This window comes from Sphingomonas sp. LR60 (assembly GCF_036855935.1).
Taxonomy (GTDB): Bacteria; Pseudomonadota; Alphaproteobacteria; order Sphingomonadales; family Sphingomonadaceae; genus Sphingomonas.
In genome coordinates this window covers 721,540-735,049 of sequence record NZ_JASPFK010000001.1, presented here as the reverse complement: position 1 = coordinate 735,049, position 13,510 = coordinate 721,540, and the positions used below count along the sequence as shown (strand labels likewise).

Sequence of the window (13,510 nt, the reverse complement as noted above, 5' to 3'; positions counted from 1 at the left end):
CACCGCCGCCCTTCCTTCGCCCGAGTGATCAGCCCCGTTCCCCGCGGCGCGTCGGCGCGGGCGGCGGCGGCGGCGGAGCCGGCGGCGCATAGGGATGGTAGATGCCGTCGGACGTGTAATAGCCGTCGACGATCCCGTCGCCGTCGCGGTCGGCGGCATGGCTGCCGGCGACGGCACCCGGCGGAGGGGTGGCGGCGCTGGCGGAGCCTTCTTGGCACAGGCCCCCAGCATCAACATGCCGCACGCGGCGAGCATGATCGAACGATGACGCATGAAATTTTCTCCCTCTGACATCAGCGACCTGCGGCTGCCGTGCCGTCTCCCCTGTTCGCTTATCGCTGATCCATCACCGCGTCGCCGACCATCCTTGCTGCGACCGGACGTGCGCGCCGCGCGACAGTATGGTTAAGCCGGACAAACGACCACGGTGGAACATCGTCGCCGCTCCTGTTTTTTGGCTGCTGACGAACGTGAAAGGACGAATGAATGGCGATCGAACGGCTCGAAATCGATCTCGGCACGCTGCTCGACAACATCGACGAACGCCAGGTGGAGTTCACCGGCGAGGCGGACGGCGAAGAATATGAGTTTGCCGTTCAATATGATGTACTGGAAGCGCTGAGCGGCGACGCACCGGATGGCGACGCGATCGACATGTTCAACCGCTTCTCCGATGCGATCAACGATGCGGCATTGTCGGCGCTGGCCCGCAACGCCGATGCGCAGCCGATCGTCGTCAGCGAGAGCGATCTCGAATAGCGCCCGCGCGCAATAATGATGCGGGACTGACTTTCCGGTTGCAGTCCCCCCGGCTTCCGGTCACTCTCCCACGTACAGAAAGAATAGCCGCCACGATGCGGCAGGGAGAGGATGATGGACGTACCAAGCTTTATGGTAATCGCTGTCGGAGCCGCGGGAGCGCTGGGCACGCTGGCGATGGTCGTGGTTCTCGCCCGTCGCGCGCCCCAGAGATAACGACTGCCGTTGCCGGTCATCGCGGGCGCCGCCCGGTGACGACGCGAACGAAAGCTGGAGGCCGCGGGTCGAACCCGCGGCCTTTTTGCTGTCACGCACGCGCCGGGTACGGATCACCCGGCACAGGAAGACCTGCATAGGACCATCTGCATCACCAATGCAGCTTCTCGTTGCGGCCAGCGGGCAGACGTGCATGGTAGGCGATGATACGAACAGGGGCGGGTCGAATGACGGACAGGCGATCGGTGATGACCGGATTGGCGGCGCTGGGCGCGGCGGCGCCCGTGGCGGCGGCAACCCGCGGCGGCGCGGCGCTGATCGTCTCGACCTGGGATTTCGGCGCGGCGGCGAACGACGCGGCCTTTGCGGCGATGAAGGCGGGCGGCACGTTGCTCGATGCGGTCGAGACGGGCGCGAAGGTGCCGGAGGCCGATCCGAACAACCATTCGGTCGGCTATAGCGGCTATCCCGATCGCGACGGGCACGTCACCCTGGATGCGGTCATCATGGACGATGCCGGCGGGGTCGGCGCGGTCGCCGCGCTGGAGAACACCACGCACGCCATCTCGGTCGCGCGCCGCGTCATGGAGAAGACCCCGCACACCCTGCTGGTCGGCGAAGGCGCGACGCGCTTCGCACGCGATCAAGGCTTTCCGCAGGAAAAGCTGCTGACGCCCGAGGCCGAGAAGGCGTGGCGCGACTGGTTGAAGACCGCCAAATACCAGCCGGTCGCAAATAGCGAGACCGGCACCTATGGCACGCAGCGGCATGTGACGCCGGGCGGGGCGCTGGATCACGACACGATCGGCCTGCTCGCACGCAACACCAGCGGCCGGATGGCGGGAGCCTGCACGACCTCGGGCATGGCGTTCAAGATGCGCGGCCGCGTCGGCGATTCGCCGCAGGTCGGCGCGGGCCTGTACGTCGAGCGCGGCGTCGGCGGCGCGACCTCGACCGGCGTCGGCGAGGAAGTGACGCGCGTTTCGGGGAGCGCGCGCGTCGTCGCGTCGTTGCGCGCCGGGCTGTCGCCGCAGCGCGCGTGCGAGGAAGTGGTCCGCCACATCGCCAAACTCCGCGGCGACGCGATCAAGGGCGTGCAGGTCGGCTTCCTCGCGCTCGATCCGCGCGGCAACGTCGGGGCGTTCTGCCTGCTGCCCGGCTTCACCTATGCCGTCACCGACACCGCCGGGCGCACCGTCGTCCACAAGGCACCGTCGCTGTTCGCTGCATGACGCGCCGGCTGCTCGAGGTCTGCGTCGAGGATGCGCACGGCATCGCCGCCGCGGTCGCTGGCGGCGCGGACCGCATCGAATTATGCGCGGCACTCGACGTCGGCGGGCTGACCCCGCCCGCCTCGCTGATCCGCGCGGCGGCGCAGGCGCCCCTGCCCGTCCACCTGCTCGCCCGTCCGCGTGCCGGGGGGTTCGTCCATGACGCCGCCGAGCGCACGCTGGTCGCCGATGACATCCGCACCGCCGCCGACGCAGGACTGGCGGGGGTCGTGATCGGCGCCAGCCTGCCCGACCATCGCCTCGATACCGGGACGATCGCCGCATGGATCGCGCTTGCCCGGGATCTCGGCGCGGCGCGCCGCCGCCCATTGTCGCTGACCCTGCACCGCGCCTTCGACCTCGCACCCGACCTGCCCGCCGCGCTGGACACCGCGATCGAACTGGGTTTCGATCGCATCCTCACCTCCGGAGGACAGCCGCAGGCGGCGGATGCGCTGCCGATGCTGACCACGCTCGTGGCGCATGCCGGGGAGCGGATCGTGATCCTCGCGGGCAGCGGCGTGTCGGCGGCAACCCTGCCCGCGATCCTCACGACCGGGGTGCGCGAGGTTCACGCCTCGTGCCGGACGGCCATCAGCGAGGACGACCCCGCCCTGTCGCGCTTCGGGTTCAGTCCGCCGGTCGCCAAGCGCACCGATATCGCAGCCGTCGCGGCGCTTACGACCATCCTGTGCGCGGCAGAGACTTGAACAATACCAATGTATGACTTAACCCTGTCCGAACAGGGAGCGGCACACCGGGTCCGCACCGTTCGCGAGGGAAGCGCCACCACATGCCCGACGCCGATCAGACGTTGATGTTCGCGGAAGCGGCCGAGTCCGCCGCAGCGGTCGCACGAACGCTCGCCACCAACCGTGATACGCTGCGCGATCTCGCACGTGACCTGCGCGCGACGCCGCCGGCAGTGGTCGTCACCTGCGCGCGCGGCTCGTCGGATCACGCCGCCACCTACGGCAAATATCTGATCGAGACGTTCGTCGGCGTGCCGGTCGCCTCCGCTGCGCCTTCGGTCGCATCGGTCTACGAATCGGCGGTGAAGACCCCCGCCGCGCCGCTATGCATCGCGATCTCGCAGAGCGGGCGCAGCCCCGACCTGCTCGCCACCGTCGCCGCGCAGAAGGCGGCGGGCGCGCGGATCGTCGCGCTGGTCAACGACGCCACCTCGCCGCTCGCCGAGGCCGCCGACACCGTCGTGCCGCTGATGGCGGGGCCGGAGAAGTCGGTTGCCGCGACCAAATCCTACATCACCGCGCTCGCCGCGCTGGCGCTGCTGGTCGCGGAATGGTCGGGCGACGATCGGCTGCGTGCGGCTGTCGACACCCTGCCCGACCGGCTCGCGACGGCGTGGGCGCTGGACTGGAGCGAGGTGGTCGATCTGCTGGTCGACGCCAACAACCTGTTCGTGATCGGCCGCGGACTCGGCTTCGGCATCGCCCAGGAGGCTGCGCTCAAGCTCAAGGAAACCTGTGCGCTCCATGCCGAGGCGTTCAGTGCCGCCGAGGTGCGCCACGGTCCGATGGCGATCGTGGGCGAAGGCTTTCCGCTGCTCGCCTTCGCCACCTCCGACGTGGCCGGTGACGGCGTGCGCGAGGCGGCGGCCGAGTTCGCGGCGCGTGGCGCCCGTGTCGCGCTCGCCGATGCGCGCGCCGACGGCGCCAGCCACCCGCCCGCGCTGGCCGACCATCCCGCGATCGAGCCGATCCTGACGATCCAGAGCTTCTATCGCATGGCGAACAATCTGTCGGTGGCACGTGGGCTCGATCCGGATGCGCCCCGCCATCTGAGCAAGGTCACCCGCACGCTATGACGCGGCACAGCTTTACCAACGGCCATATCGTCACGGCGCACGGCACATTGTCGGCGGCGACGATCACGGTCGAGGACCAGATCATCACCGCGATCGACGCGCAGGTCGATGCCGGGGCCGACGCCGACGCGACCGATCTCGATGGCGGCTGGGTGATGCCCGGCTTCATCGATACGCAGGTCAATGGCGGCGGCGGCGTGCTGTTCAACGACACGCCGACCGTCGAGGGACTGGCGGCGATCGCGATGGCGCACGCGTGCTACGGCACCACCGCGACGATGCCGACGCTCATCAGCGACACGCCCGACGCGATCGCGCGCGGGCTCGATGCGGTCGATGCCGCGATCGAGGCCGGCGTGCCGGGGGTGATCGGCATCCATGTCGAGGGGCCGGTGATCAACGTCGCGCGCAAGGGCATCCACGACCCGGCACGCTTCCGCGCGCTCGACGACGACATGCTCGCGCTGCTCACCGCGCCGCGGCGCGGGCGCGTGATGGTGACGCTCGCGCCCGAATGCGTCTCGACCGCGCAGATCGCCGCGTTGGTCGCGGCCGGCGTGCGCGTCTGCCTGGGCCATACCGACGCCGATTACGCCACCGCCACCGCCGCCTTCGCGGCGGGTGCGAGCGGGGTGACGCACCTCTACAATGCCATGTCGCCGCTCGGACACCGCGCGCCCGGCGTGGTCGGTGCGGTGCTCGACAATGACAGCGCCTGGTGCGGGATCATCGTCGACGGCTTCCATGTCGACGACGCCGCGCTGCGGATCGCGTTGCGCGCGCGTCCCGCAGACCGCTTTATGCTGGTGACAGACGCGATGCCGTGTGTCGGCGCCGAGACCAAGGACTTCGTACTTCAGGGCAAGCCCATCCACGTCGAGGGTGGCCGCTGCGTCGGCGCCGACGGAACGCTCGCCGGATCCGACCTCGACATGGCGGGCGCGGTGCGCGGCGCGGTGACGCGGCTCGGGCTGACCCCGGAGGCAGCGGCGGGGCTGGCGGCGACAAGCCCGGCGGCGTTCCTCGGCCTGTCCGACGAGCGCGGGACGCTGGCGGTCGGCCAGCGCGCCGACTGGGCGATCCTGACCCGCGACCTCTACCTCGCCAGCACCTGGATCGGCGCGCAGCCGGTCGCCTGACCCCAGTTTCTACCCGGAGACGCCATGGCTTCCCTCTCGCTCTACGCACCGCTCGAAGGCTGGGCCTGCTCGCTCGACGACGTGCCCGATGCGGTGTTCGCGGAGCGGATGCTGGGCGACGGCGTGGCGATCGACCCGACCGGCGACACCTTGACCGCGCCGTGCGACGCGCAGGTGATCACGGTGCAGCCGACCGGCCACGCGATCACGCTGCGCACTGCCGAGGGTGCGGAGCTGCTGATCCATATCGGCCTCGATACCGTCGGGCTGAAGGGCGAAGGGTTCGAAACGTTGGTCGTGGCCGGCGATGCCGTGACGCGCGGTCAGCCGCTGATCCGCTTCGACCTCGACCGGATCGTGTGCGAGGCGCGCGCGGCAGTGACGCCGATCGTCGTCACCAATGGCGATCGCTTCACGATCGCACACCGCGCCACGGGGGCGATCGTGGCGTCGGGCGATCCGCTGATGACGCTCACCCTTCTCGATGCGCAGGCACAGCAGGCGGCGGGTGACGGTCCCTCGGCGTTGCGCACGATCGTCGTGCCGTTGCCGCACGGCATCCACGCCCGCCCCGCCGCGCGTATCGCCGAGGTGGCGCGTGGCTTCGACGCGTCGGTGACGCTGGCGAAGGACGGCGACCCGGTCGGTGCGACCAGCCCGATCGGCCTGCTGTCGCTGATCGTCGCGCATAACGACCGGGTGACGATCGCCGCGACCGGCGCACAGGCCGCAGCGGCGGTCGAGGCGGTCGCCGAACTGATCCTCCACGGCATCAAGGAAGACGCCGCCCCCACACCGCCCCGCCCCACCTCGCCTGCGCCACGCGACGTGCCCGCAGGCGCGATCGCGGGCGTCACCGCCGCGCCGGGGCTCGCGATCGGCACGGTCGCGCGCTGGGATGCGCAGGACCTCGACGTACCGCGCGACGGGTGCGGGATCGCCGCCGAGGAAGCCGCCTTCACGCAGGCGTGCACCGCATTGTCGGCCGAGCTGACCGGCAAGGCCGCCGCAGCCAGCGGCCCGATGCGCGCGATCCTCGACGCGCATGCCGCGATGCTCTCCGACGACGCGCTGCTGAACACGGCGCGCGCGGGGATCGCCGAGGGGCAGAGTGCGGCTTATGCGTGGCGCGCCGCGATCCGGCCGCAAGCCGATGCGCTACGCGCGGGGAGCGATCCGCGCCTCGCCGAGCGTGCCGACGACATGCGCGACCTCGAACGCCAGTTGATCGCGCGGTTGATGGGGGTCGAAGACGCGGGCGTGACGCTGCCCGATGGCGCGATCCTCGTCGCCGAGGACCTGTTGCCCTCGCAGTTCATGGCGCTCGACCTCGACCGGCTGGCGGGGCTCGCGATCGTGCGCGGCGGCCCGACGTCGCACGTCTCGATCCTCGCCGCCGCGCGCGGCGTGCCGACCTTGGTCGCGCTCGGCGACACGCTGCGCGACGTGGCGATCGGAACGCGCGTGATCCTCGACGCCGGGTCCGGCTGGCTCCACCCCGCCCCTTCGCTAGAGACGCTCGCCGATGCCGAAGCGCGCGTCACGGCCGCCACGACGCGCCGCGCCGATGCGCTCGCGCGCGCCACCGAGGAATGCCGCACCGCCGACGGCACGCGGATCGAGCTGTTCGCCAATTGCGGCTCCCCCGCCGACGCCGAGTTCGCGGTGCGCAATGGCGCGGAGGGCTGCGGGCTGCTCCGTACCGAATTGCTGTTCCTCGACCGCGAAACCGCGCCAGACGTCGCCGAACAGACCGCCGATTATCAGGCGGTGGTCGACGCGCTCGACGGACGGCCGCTGATCGTCCGGCTGCTCGACATCGGCGGCGACAAGCCTGCACCCTATCTGCCCATTCTTGGTGAGGAAAACCCCGCGCTCGGCCTGCGCGGCGTCCGCGTCGTGCTCGCGCATCCGCAGATCCTCGAGGATCAGCTCAAGGCGATCCTCGCGGTCCGCCCGCTCGGGCGCTGCCGGATCATGGTCCCGATGATCGCGGGCGTCGACGAATTGCTCAAGGTCCGCGCCGTCCTCGACACGCTGACCGGCGGGGCGCGCGATGTCGAACTCGGCGTGATGGTCGAGACGCCCGCCGCCGCGATCGGTGCCGATCTGCTCGCCGCCGAGGCCGACTTCCTGTCGATCGGCACCAACGACCTGACGCAATATACGCTGGCGATGGACCGCGGGAATGCGGCGGTCGCGGGTGCGCTCGACGGGCTGCACCCGGCCGTGCTGCGCCTGATCGGCGAAACGGTGCGCGGCGGCGCGCTGCGCCACCGCTGGACCGGCGTGTGCGGCAGCCTCGCCTCCGATCCGCTCGCGGTGCCGATCCTGCTCGGGCTCGGCGTCACCGAATTGTCGGTCGCTCCGGCTGCGGTGCCGGAGATCAAGGCGCTGGTACGCGATCTCGATCTGGCGGCGGCGCGCGACCATGCGCGTGCGGCGCTCGCCTGCCCGGACGCCAACGCCGTCCGCCGCCTCGCACGGGAGTTTGCGCGATGAAGTCGATCCTCGGCACCCTGCAGCCGCTCGGCCGCGCGTTGATGCTGCCGATCGCCGTGCTGCCGATCGCCGGTCTGCTGCTGCGGCTCGGCCAGCCCGACCTGCTCGACATCGCGTTCGTCAGCGCGGCGGGCGACGCGATCTTCTCGCACCTCGGGCTGTTGTTCGCGATCGGCGTCGCCACCGGCTTCGCGCGTGACGGCAACGGCGCGGCCTGTCTCGCGGGCGTGGTCTGCTTCCTCGTCGCGACCGAAGCGGCCAAGGTGCTGCTGGTCGTTCCGCCCGAGGTCACCACCGGGCTGACCGGCCCTTCGGTCGATCTGGCGGTGGCGGCGTGGAAGGCGAAAGCGATCGCGCGGCTCGACGTACCCGCCGGCATCCTCTCCGGGCTGGTCGGCGGACTGTTCTACAACCGCTTCTCGACGATCAAGCTGCCCGAATACCTCGCCTTTTTCGGTGGACGGCGCTTCGTGCCGATCGTCAGCGGGCTCGCCGGTCTGGTGCTCGCGGTCGTCATCGGCACCGGTTTCGCCGCGATCGCGAGCGGGATCGACCATTTGAGCTATGGCATTGCTGCGTCGGGCGGGGCCGGGCTGTTCCTGTTCGGCCTGCTCAACCGGCTGCTGCTCGTCACCGGGCTGCACCACCTGCTCAACAATATCGTGTGGTTCGTGATGGGCGACTATCACGGCAGCACCGGCGACCTGCGACGCTTCTTCGCGGGTGATCCGAGCGCGGGGGCGTTCATGGCCGGCTTCTTCCCCGTCATGATGTTCGGCCTGCCCGCCGCCTGTCTCGCGATGTACCATGCCACGCTGCCGGAGCGGCGCAAGGCGATCGGCGGCATGTTGTTCAGCCTCGCGCTCACCTCGATGCTGACCGGAGTGACCGAGCCGATCGAGTTTAGCTTCATGTTCCTCGCGCCGATCCTCTACGCGGTGCATGCGGTGCTGACCGGCGTATCGATGGCGCTGATGAACGCGCTGGGCGTGAAGCTCGGCTTCGGCTTCTCGGCCGGGCTGCTCGATTATGTGCTCAACTTCCGGCTAGCGACGCGCCCGCTGCTGCTGCTCCCGGTCGGCGCGGTCTATTTTGCGCTCTATTACGGGCTGTTCCGCTTCTTCATCGCGCGCTTCGACCTCAAGACGCCCGGTCGTGAGCCGCTCGACGGCGAGGCGACGGTGGCCGTCGCGGCCGGCGAGCGCGGCGCGGCCTTCGCGCGCGCGCTGGGCGGTGCGGCGAACCTGACCGAGGTGGGCGCGTGCACGACCCGGCTGCGGCTCAACGTGCGCGACCAGCAGGCGGTGGATGACGCCGCGCTCAAGGCGCTCGGCGCGCGCGGGCTGATCCGCCCCTCGCCGACCGCGTTGCAGGTCGTGCTGGGACCGATCGCCGACGTCGTCGCGGTCGAGATCCGCGACGCCCTCGCGGCGGGCGGCGTGGCGGTCGCGACCGCGCCGGTGGTCGAGGAGGTTGCCGACGCGCCGGTCACGCTGTCGGCGGCGGTGCTCCAGGCGCTGGGCGGCACAGCGAACGTCCGTGCGGCCAGCGTCCATCCGGGCCGCGTGCGCGTGGCGCTGGCAGGCGGTGCGATCGACGAGGTGGCGTTAAACGGGCTCGGCGTGCGCGCGCTGGCGCGTTCGGCGGACGGCACGCTGCATCTGCTGGTGGCGGATGCGGGGGCGTTGACCGCCTGACCTCCCCGCTCCGTCATTCCCGCGAAGGCGGAATCCAGAACCTCTGACCGTTCGGCCCTTGCGAAGACCTGCGCGTCTGGATCCCCGCCGCCGCGGGAATGACGATAAGGCAGCGTGACGAAGTGAGGGCCTAAAGGTCGGACAATTCCGCGACGAAATCATAGGCGTCACCGCGGTAATAGGAGCGCGTGAACTCCACCGCCCGCCCATCGCGCCGAAAGCCGCGGCGCTCGATCAACAAACCGGCATGGCCGGCGTCGACGCCCAGCATCTTGGCATGTTCCGGTCCGAACGGCACCGCGCGCAGCCGCTGGAGCGCGCGCACCGGGCGACTGCCCGCCCTGTCGAGCGCGCTATAGAGCGAATCCTCGACCGCCTCGACCGACGGCAGGCAATAGCCAGCGATCGCCGACAGTTCGAGCGCCATCGGCTCGTTGTCGGCGTGGCGGATGCGCTGGAAGCGAAACACCGGCGCACCCGGCGACAGGCCCAGCGCCATGCTCTCTTCCGGGTTCACGGTGCTCGCGACGCGGCTGATCCAGCTGCTCGACGCGGTCTTGCCGCGCGCGGCCATGTCTTCGGAGAAGGACGACAGCTTGGAAAAGCTCTTCTCGACCCGCCCGGCGACGAACGTCCCCGCCCCGCGCCGCCGCGTCAGCAGCCCGTCCTCGACCAGCCCGCCGATCGCCTTGCGCACCGTGATCCGCGACACGTCATATTCGACCGCCAGATCGCGCTCGGCGGGGATCGCGTCGCCCTGGTTGAGGATGCCGCCGTCGATCGCCTCGCGGATCACCTGTTGCAGCTGGAGGTAGAGCGGCGCGGCATTGCCCTCCCGAAACCGTCCCACCTCATCCGAAAAGGCCATCCGCGTCCTCCCTGTCGCCGCGGTACGCGGACCCATCACGTTGACGTAACCGTAGCCCAACGCCGACGCGGTGCAACCCCGCGGCCCGAACTGCATGATACCGCTCACTGCAACGGCCGCAGAAAAGCATCTGTCACCTGGAAGACACAGCTACGCACAAAAAGCGTAAAAATGCCTTTTGAGGGTGAAACCTCTTCGTAACAATCTGTGACGAACGATGGTAAATTGGTTATAAGACCAGTCTCGGACCGATGCGCTGCGACATGCCAAGGCGTCGAACGAATGGTCCGGTTTCATCCCGCCCGCAGCGACGGGTCTATGAGGGGTTTATTATGCGCTTGCGTCAGATGATGCTGGTTTCCACCGCCATGATCGGCTTCACCGCCGCCAGCGCGCAGGCGCAGCAGGCGCCCACGACGCCACCGTCGAACACCGCTCCTGACAATGCGCAGGCAGACGGCGCGGTCGGCGAAGACATCGTCGTCACCGGTTACGCGGGCAGCCTCCGTCAGGCGATCGAGGTAAAGCGCAACGCCAACGCCGTCGTCGACGCGATCTCGGCGGAAGACATCGGCAAATTCCCCGACCGCAACGTCGCCGAGTCGCTCGCGCACATCCCCGGCGTCTCGATCGACCGCCGCTTCGGCGAAGGTGAGAAGGTCGCGATCCTCGGCACCGATCCGGCGCTCAACCGGATGCTGCTCGACGGCCACGCGCTCGCTTCGGCCGACTGGGGCGGCAACGACAACGATCCGTCGAGCCGTACCTTCAACTATTCGCTGCTGGCGCCGGAACTGGTCGACCGCCTCGAAGTGTACAAGTCGCCGGAAGCACGCCTCGAGGACGGCAGCCTCGGCGGCACGGTGATCGTGCGCACGCGTCGCCCGCTGGAACTGGATGCGAACTCGCTGTTCGCGTCGGGCGGCTACACCTACAATGATCGCTCGGAGAAGGGCAGCGTTCGCGGCTCCGGCCTGTACAGCTGGAAGAACCAGGACGAGACGTTCGGCTTCCTCGTCGCGGCCACCTATGACAAGCAGCAGCTCGTTCGCGCCGGTGTGGAATTCTTCGGCTATCAGAGCGGCGCCGACTTCTTCCAGAAGAACGAAGATGGCAGCGTGAAGCGTGATAGCGCCGGTCAGGGCATCCTGCAGAACCAGTCCGCCACGCTCACCGGCGGCACGCGCGACGACCTGATGAAGGCGGTCGCGCCATTCGGCATCAACTATGCCTACTTCCAGCAGCAGCGCGAGCGCACCAGCGTGTCGGGCACGGTGCAGTATCGCCCGGCCAGCAACCTGACGCTGACGTTGAACGGCCTGCACATCGACGGCAACTACAACAATTACAGCCAGTCGATGTACACGATCCCGGTCGCGTGGAGCGGCGCGGACCTGCAATCGGCGACGATCTCGAACGGCGTCGTCACCAACGCCAGCTTCGGCGCGGCGACCAGCCAGCGCAACGCGCAGCTCGACACCCTGGTGCGTTCGACCAAGCTGAAGACCGACAACCTCAACTTCTTCGCCGACTGGGAAGGCGACAATGGCGCGAAGGTTTCGTTCGTCGGCGGCTGGAGCAAGGCGACCGGCGGGCGTAACCCCGAATATCTGTTCAACGTGCAGACCAAGCTGCCGTTCAGCTACGCGATCTCGCCGACCACCGCCGAGGTGAACTTCACCGGCGACCTGACCAACCCGGCCAATTACTTCACCAACCCGAGCAACAACCCGGTCACGATCGAGGGCACCCCGTACCTCGTCAACGGCACGCAGCTGAACGCCGCGCAGATTGGTGGGCAGGACTATAGCGTCACGACCGATCGCGATGCGTTCGGCGGCTTCGACGCGGTCGTGCCGCTGGGTGACGGCTTCTTCAAGCAGCTGCTGATCGGCGCGCGGATCACCGATCACGTCAACAAGATCGATGCGCGCGGCATCAACAGCTATCTGACGTCGGCGAAGGACGGCTCGCAGCTCGGCGTCACGACGCTGACCACGCCGGACGGCATCTTCGACGGTTCGGGCGGCTCGGGCACCGCGACCAAGTATCTCAACCTGCCCCGCGAGGCGGTGATCCAGATCCTCGCCAACAGCATCAACACCCCGCTGTTCTACAAGGTCGGTGCCTCGACGCGCGTCGAGGAGCGGACTGCGGCGAGCTATATCCAGGTCAATTTCGACCAGGGCGGGCTGCGCGGCAACCTTGGCGGTCGCCTCGTCTACACCCACGACGCATCCTATTATGCGCTGTCGCTGCCGACCGCGACCAACCAGAACCCGACGCCGGTGCCGACCAGCACCTCGACCGACTATCTGAAGTTCCTGCCCGCGTTTAACGTGGCGTATGAAGTCACGCCGCAATTCATCGTGCGCGGCGCTGCGGCCAAGGTGATCTCGCGTCCGCGGTATCAGGATCTGGCCGCGTCGATCTCGCAGAACGACGTCACGCTGGATGCCGGCGGCGGCAATCCGAATCTGAAGCCGTATGAATCGACCAACTACGAGATCACGGCGGAATTCTATCCGCGCGCCGGTGCGCTGTTGTCGGTCGAACTCTACCGTCGTGAGATCAACAACTACATCATCACCACGACGCAGACCGGACAGAGCTTCTACAATTCGCTCGAAGGCCGGGTCATCAACACCTATCGCGTCAACAGCCCGATCAACGCCGGCAAGGCGAAGGTCAACGGCGTGCTGGTCAACGGCCAGGCCGAGATCTGGGGCGGGTTCGGCATTCAGGCGAACTATGCCTATCAGGACAGCTCGACCTCGGTGATCCCGGGTATCGAGGGTTCGCTGAACCTGCCGTATCTGTCGAAGCACACCGTCAACGTTATCCCTTACTTCGAGAAGGGACCGTTCCAGGCGCGCGTCAGCTACAACTACCGCTCGTCCTACTTCCGTTCGATCGGACGCCTGAACTCGTTCGAGATGGTAGCGCCGTACAACCAGCTCGACGCATCGGCGTCGCTCGCCTTGACCAAGAACATCTCGCTGACGGTCAATGCGCAGAACCTGCTCGACGAAACCTACCTGCAGTACAGCGGCACGCCCGATCGTCCGTCGGCCTTCTACAAGAACGGCCGCACCTATGTGGGTAGCGTCACCTTCCGCCTATAATCTCAGTTACTTAGATCGTTTCCTGCCCTGGGCCTCCGCATCCGCGGGGGCCCATTTTTTGCCCGCGGCATGGACGCGCGCGGTCGCGATGGGCATGATGCCCTA

The 13,510-nt window shown here is 68.6% G+C and carries 10 protein-coding genes and 1 pseudogene; 8 read left to right on the top strand and 3 right to left on the bottom strand.

Translation table 11 applies throughout. The features are described from left to right. Positions 1-28: 28 nt before the first annotated feature. Positions 29-273 (bottom strand): annotated as a pseudogene (locus QP166_RS03415) (hypothetical protein). 213 nt (positions 274-486) lie between these two features. Between QP166_RS03415 and QP166_RS03410 the strand changes: the two are divergent. Beyond that, complete coding sequence (locus QP166_RS03410) at positions 487-759, top strand: DUF1488 family protein (RefSeq protein ID WP_333914635.1); 273 nt, start codon at positions 487-489, stop codon at positions 757-759. Positions 760-819: 60 nt separating this feature from the next. Here QP166_RS03410 and QP166_RS03405 read toward each other — a convergent pair whose 3' ends face one another. Continuing rightward, positions 820-1,113 (bottom strand): hypothetical protein, encoded by a 294-nt coding sequence (locus QP166_RS03405; RefSeq protein ID WP_333914634.1) that lies wholly within the window; start codon positions 1,111-1,113, stop codon positions 820-822. Positions 1,114-1,202: 89 nt separating this feature from the next. Here QP166_RS03405 and QP166_RS03400 point away from each other — a divergent pair, with 89 nt between their 5' ends. The 6 genes from QP166_RS03400 to nagE all read left to right on the top strand — a co-directional run bounded on the left by QP166_RS03400 (position 1,203) and on the right by nagE (position 9,412). Beyond that, entirely contained in the window at positions 1,203-2,207 is a 1,005-nt protein-coding gene (locus QP166_RS03400; RefSeq protein ID WP_333914633.1) for a N(4)-(beta-N-acetylglucosaminyl)-L-asparaginase, read from the top strand. Then, a complete protein-coding gene (locus QP166_RS03395) occupies positions 2,204-2,956 on the top strand; it encodes a copper homeostasis protein CutC (protein ID WP_333914632.1) in 753 nt (250 codons plus the stop codon). Before QP166_RS03400 ends, QP166_RS03395 begins: the two co-directional genes overlap by 4 nt. Positions 2,957-3,039: 83 nt before the next feature. Next, positions 3,040-4,074 carry an SIS domain-containing protein gene (locus tag QP166_RS03390; protein WP_333914631.1) on the top strand — a complete coding sequence of 345 codons (1,035 nt, stop codon included), beginning with the start codon at positions 3,040-3,042 and terminating at the stop codon, positions 4,072-4,074. Next, the gene (nagA, locus tag QP166_RS03385; protein ID WP_333914630.1) at positions 4,071-5,213 is read left to right on the top strand and encodes an N-acetylglucosamine-6-phosphate deacetylase; all 1,143 of its coding nucleotides are present in this window, start codon (positions 4,071-4,073) and stop codon (positions 5,211-5,213) included. The genes QP166_RS03390 and nagA overlap by 4 nt, the downstream gene beginning before the upstream one ends. Before the next feature lie 24 nt (positions 5,214-5,237). After that, positions 5,238-7,715, top strand: a complete 2,478-nt coding sequence (ptsP, locus tag QP166_RS03380; RefSeq protein WP_333914629.1) for a phosphoenolpyruvate--protein phosphotransferase — start codon at positions 5,238-5,240, stop codon at positions 7,713-7,715. Further along, positions 7,712-9,412, top strand: a complete 1,701-nt coding sequence (nagE, locus tag QP166_RS03375) for an N-acetylglucosamine-specific PTS transporter subunit IIBC (protein ID WP_333914628.1) — start codon at positions 7,712-7,714, stop codon at positions 9,410-9,412. Before ptsP ends, nagE begins: the two co-directional genes overlap by 4 nt. Positions 9,413-9,542: 130 nt before the next feature. Here nagE and QP166_RS03370 read toward each other — a convergent pair whose 3' ends face one another. Next, positions 9,543-10,280, bottom strand: coding sequence for a GntR family transcriptional regulator (locus tag QP166_RS03370; RefSeq protein WP_333914627.1), 738 nt, complete (start codon positions 10,278-10,280; stop codon positions 9,543-9,545). Positions 10,281-10,612: 332 nt separating this feature from the next. Between QP166_RS03370 and QP166_RS03365 the strand changes: the two genes are divergently transcribed. Next, the gene (locus QP166_RS03365) at positions 10,613-13,405 is read left to right on the top strand and encodes a TonB-dependent receptor (protein WP_333914626.1); all 2,793 of its coding nucleotides are present in this window, start codon (positions 10,613-10,615) and stop codon (positions 13,403-13,405) included. Positions 13,406-13,510: the final 105 nt, after the last annotated feature.